The organism is Corallococcus caeni (assembly GCF_036245865.1).
Classification (GTDB): domain Bacteria; phylum Myxococcota; class Myxococcia; order Myxococcales; family Myxococcaceae; genus Corallococcus; species Corallococcus caeni.
In genome coordinates, this window is record NZ_BTTW01000013.1 from 90,907 (window position 1) to 110,407 (window position 19,501).

10 protein-coding genes are annotated in these 19,501 nt (G+C 72.9%); all 10 read right to left on the reverse strand.

Features of this window, described 5'->3' with window-relative positions:
- Nucleotides 1-129: 129 nt before the first annotated feature.
- The 10 genes from AABA78_RS36650 to AABA78_RS36695 all read right to left on the reverse strand — a co-directional run bounded on the left by AABA78_RS36650 (nt 130) and on the right by AABA78_RS36695 (nt 19,277).
- Entirely contained in the window at nt 130-351 is a 222-nt protein-coding gene (locus AABA78_RS36650; protein WP_171420255.1) for a hypothetical protein, read from the reverse strand.
- Entirely contained in the window at nt 348-1,079 is a 732-nt protein-coding gene (locus tag AABA78_RS36655) for a hypothetical protein (RefSeq protein ID WP_338270130.1), read from the reverse strand. Before AABA78_RS36655 ends, AABA78_RS36650 begins: the two co-directional genes overlap by 4 nt.
- 1,219 nt (nt 1,080-2,298) lie before the next feature.
- The gene (locus AABA78_RS36660) at nt 2,299-4,461 is read right to left on the reverse strand and encodes a hypothetical protein (RefSeq protein ID WP_338270131.1); all 2,163 of its coding nucleotides are present in this window, start codon (nt 4,459-4,461) and stop codon (nt 2,299-2,301) included.
- Nucleotides 4,458-6,086 (reverse strand): hypothetical protein, encoded by a 1,629-nt coding sequence (locus AABA78_RS36665; protein WP_338270132.1) that lies wholly within the window; start codon nt 6,084-6,086, stop codon nt 4,458-4,460. The genes AABA78_RS36660 and AABA78_RS36665 overlap by 4 nt, the downstream gene beginning before the upstream one ends.
- Nucleotides 6,055-6,249, reverse strand: coding sequence for a hypothetical protein (locus AABA78_RS36670; protein ID WP_338270134.1), 195 nt, complete (start codon nt 6,247-6,249; stop codon nt 6,055-6,057). Before AABA78_RS36670 ends, AABA78_RS36665 begins: the two co-directional genes overlap by 32 nt.
- Nucleotides 6,250-6,253: 4 nt before the next feature.
- Nucleotides 6,254-7,441, reverse strand: coding sequence for a phage baseplate assembly protein V (locus AABA78_RS36675; RefSeq protein WP_338270135.1), 1,188 nt, complete (start codon nt 7,439-7,441; stop codon nt 6,254-6,256).
- Entirely contained in the window at nt 7,438-7,647 is a 210-nt protein-coding gene (locus AABA78_RS36680; protein ID WP_171416179.1) for a hypothetical protein, read from the reverse strand. The genes AABA78_RS36675 and AABA78_RS36680 overlap by 4 nt, the downstream gene beginning before the upstream one ends.
- Nucleotides 7,647-7,988: a hypothetical protein gene (locus AABA78_RS36685; RefSeq protein WP_171416177.1), complete on the reverse strand. Its 342-nt coding sequence runs from the start codon at nt 7,986-7,988 to the stop codon at nt 7,647-7,649. The genes AABA78_RS36680 and AABA78_RS36685 overlap by 1 nt, the downstream gene beginning before the upstream one ends.
- A gap of 34 nt (nt 7,989-8,022) precedes the next feature.
- The gene (locus AABA78_RS36690) at nt 8,023-15,639 is read right to left on the reverse strand and encodes a hypothetical protein (RefSeq protein WP_338270137.1); all 7,617 of its coding nucleotides are present in this window, start codon (nt 15,637-15,639) and stop codon (nt 8,023-8,025) included.
- Complete coding sequence (locus AABA78_RS36695; RefSeq protein WP_338270139.1) at nt 15,636-19,277, reverse strand: phage tail protein; 3,642 nt, start codon at nt 19,275-19,277, stop codon at nt 15,636-15,638. Before AABA78_RS36695 ends, AABA78_RS36690 begins: the two co-directional genes overlap by 4 nt.
- Between the last annotated feature and the right edge of the window lie 224 nt (nt 19,278-19,501).

Here is a 19,501-nt window from a genome sequence, read left to right on the forward strand (position 1 = left end):
CGGATGCGTCCAGGGCCCCTGCTGCCGACGCTCCGCGTCAGGGAAGCGAGGCAGGCCCTCCTCCGGAGGCGAAGCGCCTCAACTGGTCCGACAGTCGGACCAGTTGCCCAGGGCCGCGCCCGTCAGGGGCTACTTCTTCGGCATCCGGATGCTGGGGTTGGCAGCGACCCGGGGCGCGCTCTTCGCCTTGAAGTTGCCTCCGGCCGCGGCCTTCATCGTGGGGCCCGCGGCCGCGCTTCCCAGTTGGGCCCGGGGTGTGTCGGTCTTGGGCTGCTGCGAGGGCGCGATGGACTTGTTCATGGCCGGCTTGCGGTCAGGCGTCTTGCGCGTCTGCGGCGTCATCGTCTTCATGGCTTGCCTCCTGGGATGCGGCCGGCGGGGATGCCTTCCAGCTTGAGCAGCGCGCCCGATGCCGCTGGGACCTCCAGTTCCACCAGGCCTCCGGGACCCGTGCGGTGCACTTCCGCGCCGATCTCCAGGCGGCAGCCCACCGCCGGACGGCCCGACTGATCCTGGGCCAGCAGCCTGCGCCGGTCGTCGCTCACCACCACTGACGGTCTCCTCAGCGCGACCTGGGCCTGCGCGATGAGCACGCAGCGCTGGCCCTTCACGCTGGCTCGGACCTGGGCCCGGACGCGGGCGACTTCGGGTGTCTTGCCTTCGGGCGGCCTCGCCAGGAGCGTGGCCCTGGAGGACGGCGGGCCCGGGAGCACCGCGCCTTCCCAGAGCGCTTCGAACCCTTCATCCAGCCCCACCGCCGCGAGCGATATCGGCAGGCGGATGGGCTCCGCGCCGATCCAGAGTTCCTCGGGCGCGTCGATGGCCACTTCGGGATCCAGCTGGACGTCGGCGATCCATGACCAGCGCTCGGTGAGCAGGTCCGCGAGCCAGCCGGCCTCCTCGGGCGACATGCGCGACAGGGCCTTCTCCACATGCGACGGGTCCGCCAGCCGTTGGAGCGCGGCGGCGCCATCCTTGAACCTCGCGCTCTCCAGCAGGCCGTCGAGCTGTCCTGGAAGGTTCTTGGAGAGGGAGCGCAGCAGGTGTCCCAGCCGCTGCCTTGGAGGAAGTCCGCTCATCCTCGCCTCCTCCATTGGGAGCGGCCGGTCATCCGGCGCCGCAGTCGCTGTTCTGCTTGATGAAGCGTGTCGTGGTCCCGGTCCGTGACGCGACGTCCGTTCACGAAGAAGGCTCGCGCACCGGTGTCCATTTCGTCAGCCGGTGCTTCAACCCACGCGAGGTCTTCCTCCAGCGCTTCCTGTCGGGGCGATGCTTCGACTCGCGGCGGAGGAAGCAACGTCTTCACTTCGATGTGCACCGGCCCTGGTGTTGGGCGCCCCTCGCTCCGTGATGGGGAGCGTGCAGGTTGTACTGGAACGCTCCGCTCCGATGCGGGCTCCCGCGCGGTCGTCCTTTCAGGCTGGGCGGCACCGTCGTGACGTCGCGGCCCATGTTCGTCCTGGAACGGTGGGGCCTTTCGCATGCCCGGTGCAGGCAGTCCGTCCAGCACGGGGGGTGGTCTTCGCCGTGGCGATATCCGTGCCGGTGGCAGACCGGGCGCTGCGGGGGAGGCCTCTTGTTGAGGCTGCGCAACGGCGCGGGCAACCCGATGGCGACGCGCGGAGGGCTCCGGGGGCCTTGCGCTGATCCGTGGGCGTTCAGTGTTTCTTTCCTCGGGGGGCCGTGGCACCCGGTTCCTTCGGAGGGCGGGGGCCTCCACCGCTGGCTCGACATCGGAGTGCACCCGGGGAGCGTCCTGCTTCGCGAGCACGTCCCGGGTGACATCCGGAGCAGGAGCCTCCCGAGCCTCCTGGATGAGGGCTTGGGCAGGGCGTGACTCCACGCCTTCCGTGTGCGGCGCTGGAGCGTTGGGGACCACGGGGACCGCGTTCGCGAGACGGGGCTGCTCCTCATGGATTCGGGCTGGGGCTTCGACCGTGGGTCTGGGTTCCTGCGCCTTCGCCGACACCCCTTCGGGCCTTGGAACGCGACGACGGACGGGCGCTGGGGGCTCCGTCCTGGTGAGGCTCGGGGCCTGGACAGGCAGCCGGAGCATGGGGGCTGTCACGTCTCCAGGCTCGGTGAGGCCCATGGACCTGGGGCCCTGCGTGGGCGACGCGGTCTTCACCGCGCGGCCTGTCTCCCCTCCCCGCCTCTGCGCACCCGGCGTTGGCAGGGACGGAGGCAGGGGCGGATCCACCTTGAAGTCCCCCGCCTCTCCCCGCTCCAGCGGATGGAGCACCCGGTCCAGCTCCGCGAGCAGCGCGGCCACCGCGAAGAGGTCGTCTCGTGCTTCTCTCATGTCGGCACTCCCAGCCAGGACTTGAGGACCGTGGTCGCGGCCCGCAGCTCCGGATCCCTCAGCACCGTCTTCGTCACGCCGCCGTCCTGCACCGTGATGTTCGCCGTGCCGGGATCCAGCTCGATGGGCAGCATCACGCCCGTGGCGAGGCTGGGCCCTCCGAAGCCCTTGAAGTCGCGCCGCAGCGTCACGTCGCGCACCAGCGCCTTCGGCAATTGCAGGTCGCGCAGCGTGATGACCACGACCTCCTCGTCGTCCCCGCAGCACAGGGGCGTGGGCGTCGTCGTCACCTCATCGTCCGCCCGGGCCGCCGCGCCCGTGCGCACGTCCACCGTGTCCACCTGGGCCACGCCCTGCCACCAGGTGCCTTCGTCGTCCGCGCCTCGCACCAGCAGCAACTCCCCCGGCCTCGCCACCTGCACCGGCTTGCTTGAACCGGACGCACTGGCGGCAGGCATCCCGTCCAGGAACAGCCGCGTCGCGCCCACCTCCACCGGAGGCACCAGCTTGAACGTCTGCCCTGGATACGGCGCGGCCACCGCCGGAGGCACCAACCCCAGCGCTCCCCCGCCCTGCCCCAGCAGCAGGTTCAGCTTCGCGCCCAGCGCGATGAGCTCCTGCACCACCCCGTCCGCCTGCGGCCCCGCCGCCGAGTGCCCATCCAGCAGCTCCTGCGTGGAGATGGACACGGCGCTCCCATCCACGGGGGATCCGCTCCTCACCAGTCCCGCCACCCCTGGCAGCTTCGCGCCCGTCGCGATGGACACGTTCAGCGGCGCGATGCGCAGGCGCTTCTCGGTCCCTTTCACCTCCCAGCCCAGCACCAGCGCCAGCGTGGGACGGTCGCCTCCCACGTGCGCCACGTGCCCTGCCTGCACCAGCCCCAGGTCCACCGTGGGCGTCACCGACAGCGCCGTTGCCTGCGTGGGCGTGTCCTTCACCAGCAGCACCGGGCCCACCAACGGAATCCCCGTGGACTGTCCCGCGAGCACCCGCGCCAGGCTGTCGCAGAACGGCTTCAGCACCTGCCGCAGCAGCGGCGCCAGCGCGGTCCGGTTGCGCGCGTCGAACCACCTCTGGCGGAACACCCAGTGGAAGCGCAGCGACCACTCCAGCGTCCGGAGCATCCGCAGCGGCCCGTCCGGATACGCCAGCCGCGCCGCCACCGCTTCGTCCATGCCCTTCCCCGCCTCGGTGTCCAGCGTCGTCAGCTCGTTGGACAGCTGTCCGGGGATGCCCGGGGAGTCCGCCCTCCGCAGCGTGGTCTTCAGCGACGCCAGGCCGGACACGGAAGCAATCACGGTGCGCGGAGGCTGGAGCGCCGTGGCCACCGCTCCGTAGTCCGTCGCCGACGCCTGCAACGAGTCCGCCGCGCGCTGGAGCGCATCCGTCAGCTCCGGCGTCGCGCCCTGCTCCTGCACCGTGGCCTTCGCCTGGAGCAGCACGCTCCGGTCCGACAGGCACTCACTCTTCCGGGCCGCGGCGCCCGAGGCCACCGCGTCGAAGGCGCTCGAAAGCGACGAGACGGACAGCCCGTCCAGCACGTGGCTGAGAGACACCGTCTCCGACGTCGTCGTCAGCTTCGCCCGCCTCGCGGTGCGCAGGCCCGTCCACGTCCCCAGCTCCGCGACGCCGCTCTCCGCCGCATCCTTCCGCTGGTCCGTGGTGAAGAGGCCCGCGTCGATGGCGGCCGGCACGACGCCGCTCACCGACAGCGGTCCGAAGTCATACGTGGGCACGCGCACCGCCACCTCGCCGCCGTGCTTCTCGTCGCGGAACGCGAACAGCGTCACCGTGCTCGCGAGCACCGCGTCTCCCGTGAGCTTCCCGTCGCTGTCCGTGCCGATGGTGCCCACCGCGAACTCCAGCTCCTCCACTCCCGGCAGCCGGCTCTCCGTCCCCACCAGCGAACCCGCGGACACCGCGGGCAGCCCTTCGCCCCGGGGCGCGCAGGCCAGGGCCGGCGCCAGCGCGATGCCCACCGCGCGACGGCGGGCCCGCTCGATGACGTTGAACACGGGCAACAGCGCGCACACCGTCTGCACGTGCGGCGCGTCCTGATCCGCCACGCCGTCCACGCGGTCCAGGAAGGCCTCCAGCTGCTTCCAGGCCGCCTGCCACCCGTCCAGCTCCATGCTCAGGCGTGTCACCGCGCTCACGGGCCATTTCCCTTCTTCGGCGTGCCCGCGGGCGGCGTGGACGTGTCAGCCACGGGCGGCTGCGGGCTCGGCGGACGCTCGGACGCGCCGGGCCCTCCGAACCCCATCGCCAGCGAACGCCCTCCCCTGCGCTGGGAATGCTTCGTGGAGAGCATGCCCTCCAGGATGTCCTTCTGTTCCTCCACGTGCTCCTTCGACTGGTCCAGCACCTCCACCAGCGTGGAGCGACTCCGCTCGGCGGCGGCCTTCAGTTCCTCCGGCGTGCGCCCCACCGCCTTCACGAAGTCCCCGGGCGCGTCCTCCACTGCCTTCACGAACTTGTCCGCCTGCTTCTGGGCCTTCGTCTTCAGGTTGCCCCAGGCGTCCTTCACCTCGTCCGCGCTCGCCTCCAGCACCTGGGCCGCCTGGCTCTCCTCCAGCGCCTTCTTCACGTCCTGGAGCGTGAGTTCCCCCGACGCCAGGTCCATCGCGGCGGACAGCCCCAGCAGCTCCCAGAGCATCGCGGCCTTCGCCAGGTTGGGCCCCGCCGCCAGCAGGCAGATGCCACCCACGTAGCCGCCCGGGGGCCGGTTCGTCGCGGTGAGGAAGGCCTGCTTCAGCCCCGCCACGCCCCCCGTCGTGGACACCGGCAGCGCATACATGCCCGCGGACTTGAGCGCGTCCAGCAGGTCGATGATGGCCTGCACCGCCTGCACCAGCTTCATCAACACCTGCACCTTGTCCTGCATCGCGGCGGCGAGGCTCTTGATGAGCGCCGCGAGGTTGTCCACGGACAGGAGCAGCGACCGGAGCGCCTCCGGGAGGATGTGCAGCTTCTCCAGGTCCGGGAACAGGTCGCGCATGCGCGCGGACTTCCAGTCCGGCTTCACCGACTTGCCACGCGCCCGGCTGCGGCGCGGATCCAGCGAGCCCTTGGGGTACTTCTCGAACGCCTTCTTGAACGCGCTGATGTTGAGCAGCTTGCCCAGCAGGTACAGCGCCTGCCGGAGCGCATCCAGCGAGGGCGCCGCCATCACGATGAACACCGCCTGCACCGGCGCGCCGTCCGTCACTGTCGGGCGCGAGTTGTCCCCCGGGTCGTCGAAGGACGCGGTGAACCGCCCCGCCCAGCGCGCGAAGCCATCCGGCGTCACCGGCGGGCGCTCCAACGCGAAGCCCGCCTTGAAGTCCCTGGGCACGTTCGGGATGAAGCCCGTCTCCGCCAGGTTCGTCTCCGTGGGGCCGATGCCCGGTGCGTCCGCGTAGAGGTACGCCCCCGCGTTGAGCAGGTCGTCGATGATGTCCTTGAGCAGCGCGTAGGCCGCGAGGATGAGCGCCCGGAATGGATCCGGCAGCCCCAGGAGAATGGCCGCCAGCGCCTCCAGCAGCGCCTTCACGAACTGGAGCACCGCGATGATGATCTGGAGCGGCGGCTTGACGATGCCCACCAGTTGCTCCAGCCCCGGCGGCACGCCGATCACCAACGGCCGCCACGCGGGCCCGGCCCCTGCGCCCGCGCCCGTGCCCGCGTCCGTCCCGGTGCCGTCCGTCCCTTCCGCCTCCGCCAGGGCCTTCGCCAGGTCCTCGCAGCAGACCTCCAGCGCGCCGTGGAGCTCAGCGATAGCGGCGTCGTTGAACTCGGCCACGCGCGTCCTCCCGGGTGCGTTGTTCCAGCTCCATCAGCTTCTCCAGCCGCCCGGCGTCCTGGGCCAGGCCCACCGCCGCCGCCTGGAGCAGCAGGGCCTTCACCTCTTCCAGCCGCTCGCGCAGCACGGACGCCTCCAGCGGACTCCAGTCGGGCTCCTTCATCGCGTCACCCCACCGGCAAGCGCTTGACGAAGCCGAAGTAGGACCAGTCCAGCATCGGCGTCATCGAGGCCCACACGTCCAGCAGCGGCCCGTACGCGGCCACCGTCATCGGGTTCACCGCCTTGAGGATCTGCGCCAGCATCGTGAAGTGGATGGCCAGCCCGTCGCCCAGCACCATGGGCGAGACGGCGGAGAGGCCGCCCACCTGGCACATGCCCAGCATCGTGTTGATGGACACGTTGCCCATCAGCGCGTCGATGGAGATGGCGTTGAGCGAAGGGCCCGGCAGGTCCGGCATCGTCGCGGCGACCTTCACCGACTTGCCCGCGGCGAGGTTCACGTTGCCGCCGGACGTGACGCCAAAGCCGCCCACCGCCGTCTCCTGCGACGCGCCGGACACGGTGCGCGTGTGGCTGCCCTGGATGCGGTCCTCGCGCGGGCCGCCCACCGTCTCCTTGAGGCCGGTGCCGCCCACCACGCGCGAGTAGCCCGCCACGTCCACCTTCTCCGTCAAGGACCCCGTCACGTGCAGCGACACGTCCCCGCCCACGTCGCGGGTGTGGCTGCCGTCCACCGACTCCTCCTGCGCGCCGCCCACCTCCAGCCGGTCGTCGCCGTCGACCTCCGCGGAGCGGTTGCCCTCGTTCACCGTGCGCTCGTTGCTGATGAGCCGGTCCAGGCCCTCCGCGGACAGGATGACGCGGTTGCCCTGCCGGTCGTGGATCTCCACGCGCGCGGACTCCGGCCGGTCGTCCAGGACGATGTAGTGGCCCGTGGCGGACTTGAGCATCCGCACGCCCGGGACCGCGGACTGGGGCGGATAGTCGTGCTTCGGCACTTCACTGACGTCCGGGGCCACGCGCGCGGTGGAGTCCGGCTGGCCCAGGTCGGAGAGCGCCGGCTGGCCCCACCACATGCCGCTCCAGATGGGCTGGGACAGGTCGCCGCCCTCGAACTCCACCCAGACGCCCGCGCCCACGTCCGGCACCACGAAGAGGCCCTGGTCCGGGCCCGCGTAGGGCGTGCACGGCATGGCCCAGCCGGTGGCCACGTCCCCCATCAGGCGCGGCACCACGCACTGGATGCGCCCCAGGTTGAGGGGGTCCGACACGTTCGTCACATAGCCGCGGTACTTGCCGAAGTAGCGGCTCTCCGTGCGTTCGATGAGCTGCTGCAGCAGTTGTTCAATCATCGCGCGGCCCCCAGGTCGTCGTCCTCGTCGTACTGGCGCACGCCGGAGACGTCCGACAGGTTGATGTAGACGGGTGTGATGCCGTCCGGCCCGGTGAGGTGGACGACGTCGTCGATGAGCTCCACCACCAGGCCCACGTACACCTGGCCCAGCGTGGTGAAGAGGTAGCAGCGCTGCCCCATGCTGGCTTCGAGCAGCTTGCGCATCACTCCTCCAGCTTCTGCACGAGCCGCATGGCCAGCTTCACGCGCGTGTCCACCCAGACGCCCACCTCGCGCTGGCGCTCGGCGATGAGCTTGCGGCGCGCGGCGCGCACCAGGTCCTGGAGCGTCACGGGCACGGCGGGGACGGGCGGCAGGCGGGAGATGCGCACCTCCAGCGCCTTGAGCACGACGGCGTCCAGGTCCAGCTTCGCGCGCGTGCCGGCCAGGTTGTCCAGCGCCGCGGCCTTCGCGTCGGACGCGTCCGGCGTGGCGGAGAGGGTGACTTCGGGCAGCGCGGTGCGCTGGAGGGCGACGCGGCCGCTGAGGGCGAAGGGGTCGGGCATGGGGGTGTCCTTGCGGAAGAAGGGGGTTCCAGCGCTACGGGTTGAGCTCCACCACCGCGTCGGCTTCCTGGACGTGCACGCCGGAGGTGGTCGCGTTGCCGACGGCCGCCACGCGCGAGCCGCCCAGGATGATGACGGAGTGGGCATACGGATCCGGCGGCGGCTCCGGCGGGAGGGGCACCACGCCCGCGTCCTGCACCGGCTTGGGGCCGGCCGTGCCGCCCGTGTAGAACGAGTCCGCCAGCACCTCGTGCAGCACGGAGACGTTGAGGATGCTCTCCTTCACGGTGGACGCCGCCGAGTCGATGCCGAGCACGCTCTTGTCCACCAGCTGGAGGGCCTTCTTCGGGTCGCCGTCCGCCGCGGCCAGCACGGAGCGCACCTGGCCCTGCACGTCCTCCGGCCGATCCGCGTGCAGCGCGACGCGGTCCACCAGGTCCTTCAGCGCGCTCGTGGGCGAGTCGTCCTTCGTCACCGCGATGCCGTAGAGCGTCCGCGCCCCCAGCCGCACGTCCATGGTCGCGGGCAGCTTCGAGCGGACGTCCTGCACGGTGGTCTGGTCCAGCACGCCCCGGCTGGGGATCTCCGCCCGGGCCTGGGGCGGCGGGGGCTGGGTGACGAGCTCCGCGAGCAGCGTGGAGAAGGCGTCGCTCGCCACGTCGCGGCGGCGCTGGAGGCCGCCCAGGAGCAGCTCCTGGTCCAGGGGCACGCCCAGGGTGGAGCCGCCGCCCACGGGAATCTGGAGCGTCAGTTTGTCCGCGGGCATCGTCCACGCGGGGCGCAGCACCGGGGGCGGCGGCGTCACCGTCTCCGCGCCCAGCACCACGTTGCCGGTGAACGTCACCGGCGCCTTCTCCACGCGCAGGACGACGACGTTGACCGCGTCCAGGCACTGGCACCGGTTGCCGCTGAAGACGGTGGAGTCCGCGCGGCGCAGGTACACCGCGCCCACGCCGCCCTCGCTGCGCAGCTCGTTGCCGGACACGGCGGCGGAGATGACCGCGCCGCCGTTGCCCAACAGCAGCAGCGCCGGCCCCCGCGCGGTGATGTCGTTGCCCTCCACCTGCACGCCCCGCTTCGCCTTCACCAGGGGGCGCGGGACGATGGGGATGGGCTTGACGAGGAAGTCCACCAGCGAGGACCTCACCAGCGCGGCCGGGGCCGACAGGTAGCGCGTGGCCGCCGTGCTGGCGCTCTGCGAGAGCACGAAGTCCGGCGCCGTCACGGTGAGCGCGCGGTTGAGGACCGGCCCCTTCGCGAACTGCTGCCTCAAGGAGCCAAGCTGGACCAGGTCCTCCACGCGAGGCACCGCCGCGAGCGTGGACACCGAGGACGGCGCCCGATTCACCGCGACGGCGCGCCCCTCCGTGCCAGGCTTGGGCACCGGGTCCGTGGCGAGGAAGGGCACGCGCGACAGCTTCACCACCAGGTCCGGAGGCAGCGTGTCGGTGACGACGAGCACGCCCGCGCCGCCGCCCCCGCTGCCCGCGTGGCGCACGGTGTTGCCGCGCACCACCGTCTCCCCGCGCCAGTCGATGGCCACCTCGTGCAGCACCGCCTGCGACAGGGTGTTGCCGCTCTCCAGGAAGACGTTGCCCTTCACCACCAGCTCGCCGGAGCCCACGAGGGTGGCGACCGCCTGGCCCAGGCCCGGCTCGCCGGCGGTGGGCAGCCCCGCGCACGCGAAGAGGTGGTTGCCGGAGACGACCGTCACGGACAGGTCCGGCCGCATCAGCAGGCCCGCCACCGCGCACCCCTCCAGCCGGTTGCCCTCCACGTCCAGCAGCGAGCCCGGGTCGGTGGGCGCCTCCGTCAGCAGGTGCCCAGCCGCGCCCAGGGCGGTAATGCCGGTGACGGTGTCGCGCACGGTGTTGTTCGCCAGGCGCACGCGGCCCTGCACGCCCGACACGAAGAGGCCGTCCGCGGGCGACGGGAAGGTGTCGAAGACGGGGACCCCGACGTCGCCGGGGTCCGGGGCCTCGCCGCGCGCGAGCTGCTCCAGGGCCTTGCGCAGCACGGCCAGGATGGACTCCAAGTCCGTCATGACGGTGATGACGGCGACGAGCGACGCGGAGACCTTGTCCGCGCGCTGGCGCAGGTACTCCCTGAGCCGCGCGACCCGCGACGCGTCGTCCTCCGCGGGGTCCAGGGCCTGCTCGACGGCGCGCAGCAGCACCGCGGCCGCCTGCAGCTCCGCCGTCACCGCGCTGGACTTCGCGACGGCCTGCTCCGCGAGGGTGGCGGGCTCGTCCACCAGCAGGTGCAGCGCCTGGATCGCCGCGGCGCTGCTGGTGCCGCTGTCCGTGTCGAGCGCGTCGACCGCCTCGCTCACGCGCTTGAGCGCGAGGACGCGGAGCTTTCCCTGCACGCCCGCGATGTCCAGCACGCGGTCGTACTGGGTGAGGTAGAGCTGGAGCGAACCGGAGAGCACCGGGCCCGCGGCGAGCCCGCGCATCGCCAGCACCAGCGCGCCCAGGGCGGAGACCCAGCGCTCCAGCGGCTCCGCCTTCACCGGCACGGGCGAAGGCGGCATGGGCAGCACGGGGAGCACGTCCAGCGTCGTCACGCGGATGCGGTCCAGCAGCCCCCGGGCGATGGCCACCTGCTCCAGGCGGCTCTGCGGCTGGGCGATGGCGGCGACCACCGCCTGGTGCGCCTGGAGCGACAGCGTGGACAGCTCCGCGTCGCCGCTCACCAGTTCGCCCAGCTGCCCCACCGCGGTGCCGAAGGCGCGCAGCTGCTTCTCCACCGTGTCGTCGGACTCGGTGACGAGGCCCGCCGCCTGCCGGTCCAGGTTGGCGGCGTACAGGCCGATGGTGGCCGTGCGCCCCTGCGCCGCGATGCGCGCCCCGTCCTCGGGCGTGACGTCCGTGGGGGGCAGCTGGCCGGTGGTGAAGTCCAGCACCTGCTTGAGCGTGGCGCGCATGCGGTCCACCACCGGCTGGAGCTGCCCGCCGGTGCGCTCCACGTCGCGGTAGTCCGCCTCCACCTGCGAGGCCAGCGCGGGGTGCAGCTCCTGGAGCTGATCCGACAGCGCCTCCTTGGACTGGCGCAGCTGCAAGAGCACGTCCGCGTTGGCCTTCGCGCCCCGGGTGCCCGGCTGGAGTGGGAGCTGCTGCAACGCGGCCTGGGCGAAGGTGCCGATGATGGTCCTCTTGGGGCCCACCGCCTGGCCGATGACAGGCTGTCGCGAGCGCTGCGCCTGCGCCTCGCGCAGCTGGGCCACCTGGCTCAGCACCCCCGCCAGCGTCACCAGGGCGGTGAGGTCGTCCGGCCCACCCTGCACGCGGCCCAGGGCACCGACGAAGGCGTCCTTCACGGTGGCGGGCAGGCCCTGCACCAGCGAGTCCAGGGCGCCCTTGAGGCGGTCCGCCGTCGTCAGCACGGCGTCCTTGCCGGAGACGGTGGCCAGGTCGAACTGGGCCACCGTGTCCCACGCCGCCTGGGACACGTCGTCCGGAGCGGTGAAGCTGCACGCGCGCGCCAGCGACGAGCGCACCGCATGCGACGTCTTCGTGTGGTCGTTGAAGCCCTGGGCGGAGCGCATGTCCGCCACGTCGCTCACCAGCGCGTCGAGGACGTTGTCGGGCGTGGTCCCGATGTCCCTCAGCTCCTGCGCCAGGGTGTCCAGCGGCCCGTACAGCCCCCGGCCGATCTTCTGGCGTCCGTCCTCGTTCGCGCCCGAGTACTGCAACACGGTGGCGTACATGCCCACCACGGCCCCGTGCACGTCGGCGCGCTCCGGGCGGACGGTGGAGCTGGTGACACTGAGTTGCTGGAGCACCAGGGTGATGGGGGGCAGCTTCACCGGCCCCACCACGGGCGGCGGCTGCGTCGTCGTCACCGGCGCGTGCACGCCGTCCACCTCGTTGCCCTCCACGGTGATGCCGGAGCCGGACACGACGGCGATGCCCGCCGCCCGCACCTCCGCGTCCGGGAGGCCGGGCGCGCCGTAGGCCTGCGTCCGTCCCACCTGGAGCAGCCGGTTGCCGCGCACCTGCGCCTCGTCCACGCCCGCGAGCACCACCGCGCCCCGGAGCGTCAGCTGCTCCAGCCAGCGCAAGGCGGCGTCCAGGGGAGCGCGCACGCGGGTCGTGGCGTTGGCGAGCAGCGCCTCCACCAGCGGCCTGGGCCGGGCGCGCGCGTCCGCGCTCAGCGTGACCTCCAGGCCCGGGTCCAACCGGGACAGCGCCAGGGTGTTGTCCGTCTGCGACGGCACGTCCGCGAGCGCCACCTGTTCGAAGCGGTTCTCCTCGATGCGCAGGCGCCCCACCGCGCCGCCCGTGCCCCAGGTGCGCACGGCCGCGTCCCCCAGCGCGCGCACCACGTTGCCCCGGATGCGCACGTCGAACACCGGGTGCGGGCCGCCCAGCAGGATGCCGACGCCCGGCGTGGACTCGCCGTCGCCTTCGATGCGGTTGTCCACCACCTCCACGTCCGACGCGGGGCGGCCGTTGGACGCGCCGTCATCCAGGCCGTCGCCCACGACGATTCCGGCCACCACGCCCAGCACCGACGCGGCGGGCACGGCCGGCAGGGAGATCCAGCAGTCGCGCACGCGCAGCGCCCGGCCCGACAGCTGGATGCCCACCTGGAACAGGCCGTCCGACGCGGCGTTGCGGATCTCGTTGCCCGCGACGTCCACGCCGTCGCCCGCGACCTGGATGCCCACGGCCGCGCATTCGAGGATCTGATTCTCCTCCACCACCACGCGGTCCACCGGCCCCGCGAGCCCGCCCTCCGCCAGGTCCTGCACCAGGATGCCCACCTGGAAGCCCTGGATGCGGTTGCCGCGCACCTCCACGCCCGCCAGACGTCCGTCCGCCACGTGGATGCCCGTGGTCGCGTCGCCCAGCGGCTGGAGCCGGTTGTTCGTGATGGCCAGCGCGTCCACGAAGAGGCCCGCGCGCGGGAAGGACGCGAGGAAGCGCTCCGCGAGGTACGGGGCATACGGCGCCACCGCGATGCCCGTCGCCGCGCCCACGCGGTTCTCGTCGATGACGATGCGCTCGCAGGTGCCCGTCACCAGCACGCCCGTCGCCTCCGAGCCGGCCTGGTTCGCCTGGATGAGGCAGCGGCGCAGCGTCACCCCGCTGGAGTCCGCCAGCGTCACCACGCCGTGCGGCAGCGTCGCCAGCGCGTCGAGCAGCGGCTTCGCCTCCGGCACGTCCTCCAGTGGCTGGCCCGGATGCAGGCGCTGCAGCTTGCGCAGCTGCACCAGCGTGGCCACGACGGAGCCCGCCGCGCGGCCCTGGCCGGGCGCGATGACCTTGATGCGGTCGGCGACCACGTCCACGAAGTCGGCCTCGGCGGACGGGTGCTTCACGTCGTCTTCTTCCAGCACGCGGTCGTCGTCCACCTCCGCCAGCGGCACGAAGCGCCTGCCGTCCGTGGTGGCCACGCTCTTCGTCACGACCCTGACGACGGGCTGGAGTCCTTCGCCAATCACCACGTCCTCGAAGGGGGCCTCCACCAGCTTGAAGTCCTCGATGCGCACGTCGCCGTCCAGGCCGCAGCGGTCCACGAAGAAGGCGCCGCCGGAGCCCTGGGTGCGCAGCTCGGTGGACTCGCCGTCGCCCAGGAGGTGCACGGAGGACAGGTTGCGCAGGAGCACCGGGTGCTCCAGCTTGTAGCGGCCGGAGCGCACGAAGATGGAGCCGCCCTGCCCGCCCATCCGGTCCACCGCGGCCTGGAGCGCCTCGTCGCCAGTGATGCCTTCGAGCAGGTCCTGGTCGACGTCGCCGAAGCTGCGCACGCCGTCGCCCACCACCACCGTGAAGACGCCGGGGCCCACGACGCGCTCGGAGAGCTCCACCAGCCGGTCGCGCACCTGGGCGAGCGGCAGGTAGCGCGGGCGCAGATCCTCGAAGGTGCGCACCGCGCCGCCCGTCACGCGCGCCAGCGGCACGCAGTGGTGCACCGGGCCGTGCACGGGCGCGTCCGTGAGCTGCTCCACCTCGCCCCGGGCCGCGCCGTCCGCCGCGCGCACGCGCACGGTGAAGGACCAGTACTCCGTCGCGCGTCCCTCCGTGTTGGCGAAGGCCAGCGTGATGCCGTCGTCGAAGCGGTAGCGCACGTTCGGCACCAGCAGGTCGCCGCCGTCCCACCGGCGCACCGCCGCGCCCTGCGTGGGGCTGAAGGCGCGGCCCAGCGTGCCTCCCACCGCGAATGGCACGGGGTCCGTGGTGAGCACGGCGCTCGCGTCCGCCAGCTCCAGCTTGCCCGTGTCCGCCTGGACGCCGCGCAGCCGCCGCAGCACCGGCAGCGACGGGCCCTCCGGCTGGAGCCGCGTCACGCGGTCCTCGATGACGACGAGGTCGCCCGCGCGCAGCTTCGCGGCGCTCTCGGGGGAGACCTGGAGCGTCATCGCATCCGCCGCCGCGGGCGCGGTGAGCGGCAGCACCGTGGAGCCGTTGTCGCGCGACCACAGCACCACCGGCTGCGCGCCGCCCTGGAAGAACTCCACGCGGAAGTGGAGGTTGTCGGAGCCCACGTAGCCCTCGCCCGTGGAGGCGTTCTCCGTGGCGAGGCAGCGGTCGCGGCACGGGTCCAGCGGCTCCGGCGGGAAGCGATCCGGCAGCGCGCCCTTCGGGATGTTGGTGGTGAGCCGCGCTCCGCTGGTGGGCGTGGGCAGGACCTCCGCGTCGGTGGCGGCCAGGCCCTGGAGTGCGCGCACCTGGGTGACGAGCCGCAGGCGCACGGTGGTGTCCTGGCCGTCCAGCGCGGGCTCCTCCAGGAACGCGTCGTCCAGGTGGGTGGTGGTCTGCTCCCAGCAGTCGAGGAAGAAGAAGTGGTGCAGCGTGCCGTCCGTGGGCAGCGCGGCCAGCGGGGTGGCTTCCGGCAGGTCCGGCTGCGCGGAGTAGCGCAGATCCTGCTCCAGGAAGATGCGCACGCCGTCGAGCAGCATGCGGCCCGCGCCCGGCAGCGTCCCGTCACCGCCCCTTATGATGATATCGGCCCCCAGCGCCGCGTCCTCCACGCGCAGCGCGCTCACCCACGTGCGGGCCACGGGCGGCAGGCCCAGCACGCCCCAGGTGCTCAGCTTCGCCGGGTCCACGTCCGCGAACGCGGAGACGGGGAAGCGCACGTCGTTCCAGCCGGAGGGGCGCTGGCCCAGGCCGGCGGAGATGATGGTCTCGTGGCCGTCCGTGTCCGCGACCACCACGCGCAGGTCGATGATCTCATCGTCGGTGGGCGGCCGTTCGAAGCGCAGGCCGATGACGAGCGCCGACGCGGTGAAGTCCGTGCCGTCGGAGCGCGGCACGGCCGTGAGGTCCAGGGGCGCGGGCAGCGTGCGGCGCAGCGCGATGTGGCCCCGGCTGCGCACCACGAAGGGCAGCGTCTCCGAGTCGTAGCGGTCCAGGCGCAGCTCGCGCGGGATGGTGCGCTCGTCGCCGACGGGCAGCCCCTGCCCCGTCCAGCCGAGCACGTTGCGGATGGGGTCCACGAGGTACGTGTCGACGATGCGAAAGCCGTCGTCGGGCGAGCCCTCGGCGACGTCGGCGGAGCGGCGGCGCGCGTCCACGGTGCGCAGCCGCACCTCCTCGTTCCAGTCAGCGTCGAGGCTCATGCGCCCCATCTGCTGGTAGACGCCGGAGAATCGCCGGGCTTCGTCGAAGCGGGACCTGGAGGTGTACGCTTTCACGGTCATGGTCGGCTCATCCGAATGAGGTCGTCCTGGCTGCGGTCGGCGTGGAAGGGCGTCACGCCAATGGGCATGCTGTCGTCGGTGCGCGCGGACAGCTCGCGCTCGTGGTCGGAGCGCTCGCCGTGGGCGCCGGGGACGCCGCCGCGCTCGGAGGCGTGGAGCGCGTCAGGGCCGTTGTTGTCGCCGAGTACGAGGTAGCCCGGGTCGGTCTGGCGGTTGGACTGGAACGACACCGTGTGCACCCGCGACTGGTGCGACACCGGGGGCTGTCCGCCGAGCGCGTGGAGGCTGTAGCGCAGCCAGCCCAGGTCCGGCCGGTCCGTGCGCACCTCGCCCGCGAAGGCGCAGGAGGACGCCTCCAGCACGCCCGCCTCCGTGGCGCCCAGCACCGTGCAGTGCCGCAGCCGCACGCGAGCGCCCGCCGCGCGGATGGCGACCGCGTCCCGATCTCTCGCGTCGAAGGTGCAGCCCGCGGCGACGAGGTGCACCCAGGGCGGCAGCTCGATGACGCCCACCATGCAGCCGTAGAGGCGCAGCTCCACGTCGGCGGGAGGCAGCGAGCGCCGCGCGCTGATGTCCTGGTGGCCGCCGCCCGGCATCCACAGGCCCACCTGTCCGGGCGCGCCCAGGTTGCACCAGCGCAGGTCCGCCTGACCTCGCGCGAGCACCAGCTCCAGCCGCCCCGCGAGCCACAGCCCCGCGAGCCACACGCCCGTGGCCGCGCTGCCGCCGAAGCCCGGGTAGAGCGCCAGCGACAAGCCCTGCTCGTCCGCGCCGATGCAGGGGACCGCGCCCGTGTCCGCGGCGAAGAGGGACAGCCCGCTGTCCAGCCCCTGCGACAGGCGCTCCGGCGGCAGGCGCGGCGAACCGATGAGGCCCAGCACCGGAGGCGCTCCGGAGCCGAGTCCCTGCGCGACGGTCGCGACGATGGGCCGCTCCTGGCCTCCGGCCGCCAGCACTCCGCCCGCGCGCTCCGGGGAGATCCACGCGGTGACGGGAAGGCCGGTGCCGGAGCGGTCTCCGGGACGGTCCGGAGGATCGATGAACGGGAGGTCCGGCTCCGCCCAGGCGGCGGGCGGACGGCGGTCCGGCGGGAGCAGCCCCGCGCCCAGCGAGGCGCCCCGCCCCACCCGCGCGGAGACGGTGACGCGGCCCACGGGTGCATCGTCCTGGAGCACGACGCGTCCCAGGCGCGGATCCACCGCGACGATGCCGGAGGCGTTGCTGGGCGCGAGCGTCGTCCACGGGCCCAGGCTTCGCTGGCGCAGCTTGAACGGCTGGCGCTTCAGCCGTCCGGGAATCGAGTAGCGACGCGCGCCGCCGACCACGGAGGCATCCCGGGAGTGGTACGCGCCACCGGGCCGGGAGTCGAGCGGGAGCGGCTGACCCTCGCGGGGTTCGATGAACACGGCGCCGTCGTTGGCGACGTTGAAGCGCAGGAGCTCCTCTGGCAGCAGGGCCAGCTCCGGCAGGAACGCCAGGTGTCCGCGCCCGCCCAGTGAGAAGGCGACCTCCGACGCGGGCAGCGGCGCCGGATCCACGAGGAGCACGCGGCCGTCGACGTACAGCGCCTCTCCTGGAACCGGAGGGTTCGTACCCGAGGGCTCCAGCGGTCCCGCGACCCAGGCGCCCTCTCCCGCCTTCAGCGTCATCCTTCGGGGACGCGTCGTGTCCGCCCAGACGAGCGCCTCCAGCCCCTCGGCGGTCTGCGTCGCCACGAGCACGCCGGGCAGGTTCGCGGGGATGGGCAGCGGGGCCAGGGGGCGCCAGGCCGGGCTCGCGGAGGCCGGGTCGCAGGACATCACCGGCACGGCCAGCTCGCCCGTCACGGCTTCGCCGCCCAGGAGCACCAGGCCCTGCGGAGTGCTCAGCAGCGTCGCGGCCTTGCGCTCCTGGCGGTTGCGCACCGCATGGGGCCGCCACGGCCCACCCGCGACCGGCAGCGACCAGAGGTCTCCGGTGGGCGCGCCGCCCAGGTCGCCGCCGTGGACGAACAACCGGCCACTTCGCACGCACAGGCCAGGCGCCAGCCGCGCGGAGGGCTGCCGCGGGCTCGCGGTGTCCAGCCGCGCACCCGTCGGCGTGGCGGTGTCCAGGCCCGTCACCGACCACACGCCCAGCTTCCCCGCCCCATCCGGTGCCACCAGCAGCAGCGCGTCTCCAACGACGGCGAGGGACATGCCCGGACCATCCGGAGGCAGCGCGCCGCCCAGCTCCGCCACCTGCCAGGGCGCACCGTCGCCGCTCGCGTCGAAGCGGGCGAGGCGCAGGCTGCCGTCGGCGAGGTGTTGCTCGATGCGCGCGACCCATGAGGCGCCCGACAGGTCCACGCGGACAGCGTTGCTGCGGGGCGGTCCCTGGCGGAGGCCCGCGGCGAGGGTGCGCCACGAGCCGTCCACGTCGCGCAGGCGCGGCTCGCCGCTCACGCGTTCGACGAGGAGCGCCGCCGTGGTGCCGCCCAGGAGCTGGTTCGCTTCCGGCGTGACGGTGACGGTGTTCAGCGCGTCCGATGTCAGCTCCGTGGACAGGAGCACCGTGTCCGAGTTCTCACGCGCGGCGAGCAGCGTGAGGCGCCACCTGTCCCCTGCCGACGGCCGGCCCCGGTCCGCGAACCGGAGCGTGGGGGCAGGCCCGACGGGCGCGGTGGGCAGGGGGCCACGCAGGAGCGGCAGGGCTTCTGGTCCCACCAGCGGAATGCCGTCGATGGAGACGGTGATGGCATCCGCGCGTTCGGCGGCGTCGGCGTCCTCGGCCAGCGCGGTGGGAGTGAGCAACATCGCCGCCGTGCGTCCCGTGGTGAGCGACGGAGGCGCGGGCTCGTGGCGCGCGGTGAGACCGCCCGTGAGGTCCGCGCGCTCCAGCGGCTTGAGCCAGACCAGGGGGCCATCGCGGTCAAGGGGATCCACGCGGAAGCCCTGGTAGCCGTTGGGCAGGGTGTGCACCGTGGCCGGGGTGACCTCCTCCAGCTCCACGGGAGTCAGTCGCGCGGTGCGGATGAGCGCCACGTCCGGGCGTGCCCAGCCCAGCAGGTCCAGCGTGCGCGGCGTCGCGGCATGGCGGCCAGCGTCCGCGCTACCCAGCCGGCGCAGGGCCTGGTCCAGCGTCTCTCCCGGTGCGATGCCAATGACGGGACCGCGCTCCACGACACCGTCACGGGGACGCTCGACGCCGGGCGAGCGGCGGGTGAGCGGATCCGCGAGGCCGATGGGATCCCACACCACCGCGCTGCGACCGCGCCAGGGCAGCACGTCGTTGAGGTCCTGGGTCTCCAGCAGCGAGCGGAAGGACTCATCCACCTCCGCGTCCCAGAGGCTGGTGACGGAGAGCACCTCCTCCAGCGACGCGAGCGTGCCCTTCCGCCTGCGCCACGCCACCGCGCGAGCCACCACCCCACGCTGCACGCGAGGGTCGTCGGTGAGCAGCCGAGCGCCCATCAGCTCCGCGAGCAACGGGAGCGCTTGCGGCCCGGCGCGCTCCACGAAGTGGTCATCCCAGAGCTGGTCCACCGCGCGGGAGAACGCGTCCAGCTCCATGCCCAGCACGGCGAGCAGCTTGAGGAGCGGCTGGTCCGCGAGCGTGGAGTCCCGCGCCGTGTAGAGGCCGGGGAGCAGTTGGATCAATCGCTGGGAGGGAGGGCTCATGGGAAGCGCACCTCCAAACCGGTCCGACTGTCGGACAGGTTTCCGCGGCCCGGTTGGTGCGGAGGCCCTCCCGGACCGGGCTCTCCCAACTGGTCCGACTGTCGGACCAGTTCGCGCGGTGCGCCGCCGCCAGGGAGCCCAAGCCGGGTTCTCATCTTCTCATCCACGTGGACAGACCCCATGTCCGAGGGCCCGGAGCGGTGGTCGGACAGGCACGGCGAGGC

What these genes read in the sequence shown, in the direction of transcription:
- AABA78_RS36695 (WP_338270139.1), bottom strand. Translation starts at nt 19,277, where the DNA reads ATGAGCCCTCCCTCCCAGCGATTGATCCAACTGCTCCCCGGCCTCTAC.
- AABA78_RS36680 (WP_171416179.1), bottom strand. Translation starts at nt 7,647, where the DNA reads ATGCGCAAGCTGCTCGAAGCCAGCATGGGGCAGCGCTGCTACCTCTTC.
- AABA78_RS36690 (WP_338270137.1), bottom strand. Translation starts at nt 15,639, where the DNA reads ATGACCGTGAAAGCGTACACCTCCAGGTCCCGCTTCGACGAAGCCCGG.
- AABA78_RS36670 (WP_338270134.1), bottom strand. Translation starts at nt 6,249, where the DNA reads ATGAAGGAGCCCGACTGGAGTCCGCTGGAGGCGTCCGTGCTGCGCGAG.
- AABA78_RS36685 (WP_171416177.1), bottom strand. Translation starts at nt 7,988, where the DNA reads ATGCCCGACCCCTTCGCCCTCAGCGGCCGCGTCGCCCTCCAGCGCACC.
- AABA78_RS36655 (WP_338270130.1), bottom strand. Translation starts at nt 1,079, where the DNA reads ATGAGCGGACTTCCTCCAAGGCAGCGGCTGGGACACCTGCTGCGCTCC.
- AABA78_RS36650 (WP_171420255.1), bottom strand. Translation starts at nt 351, where the DNA reads ATGAAGACGATGACGCCGCAGACGCGCAAGACGCCTGACCGCAAGCCG.
- AABA78_RS36675 (WP_338270135.1), bottom strand. Translation starts at nt 7,441, where the DNA reads ATGATTGAACAACTGCTGCAGCAGCTCATCGAACGCACGGAGAGCCGC.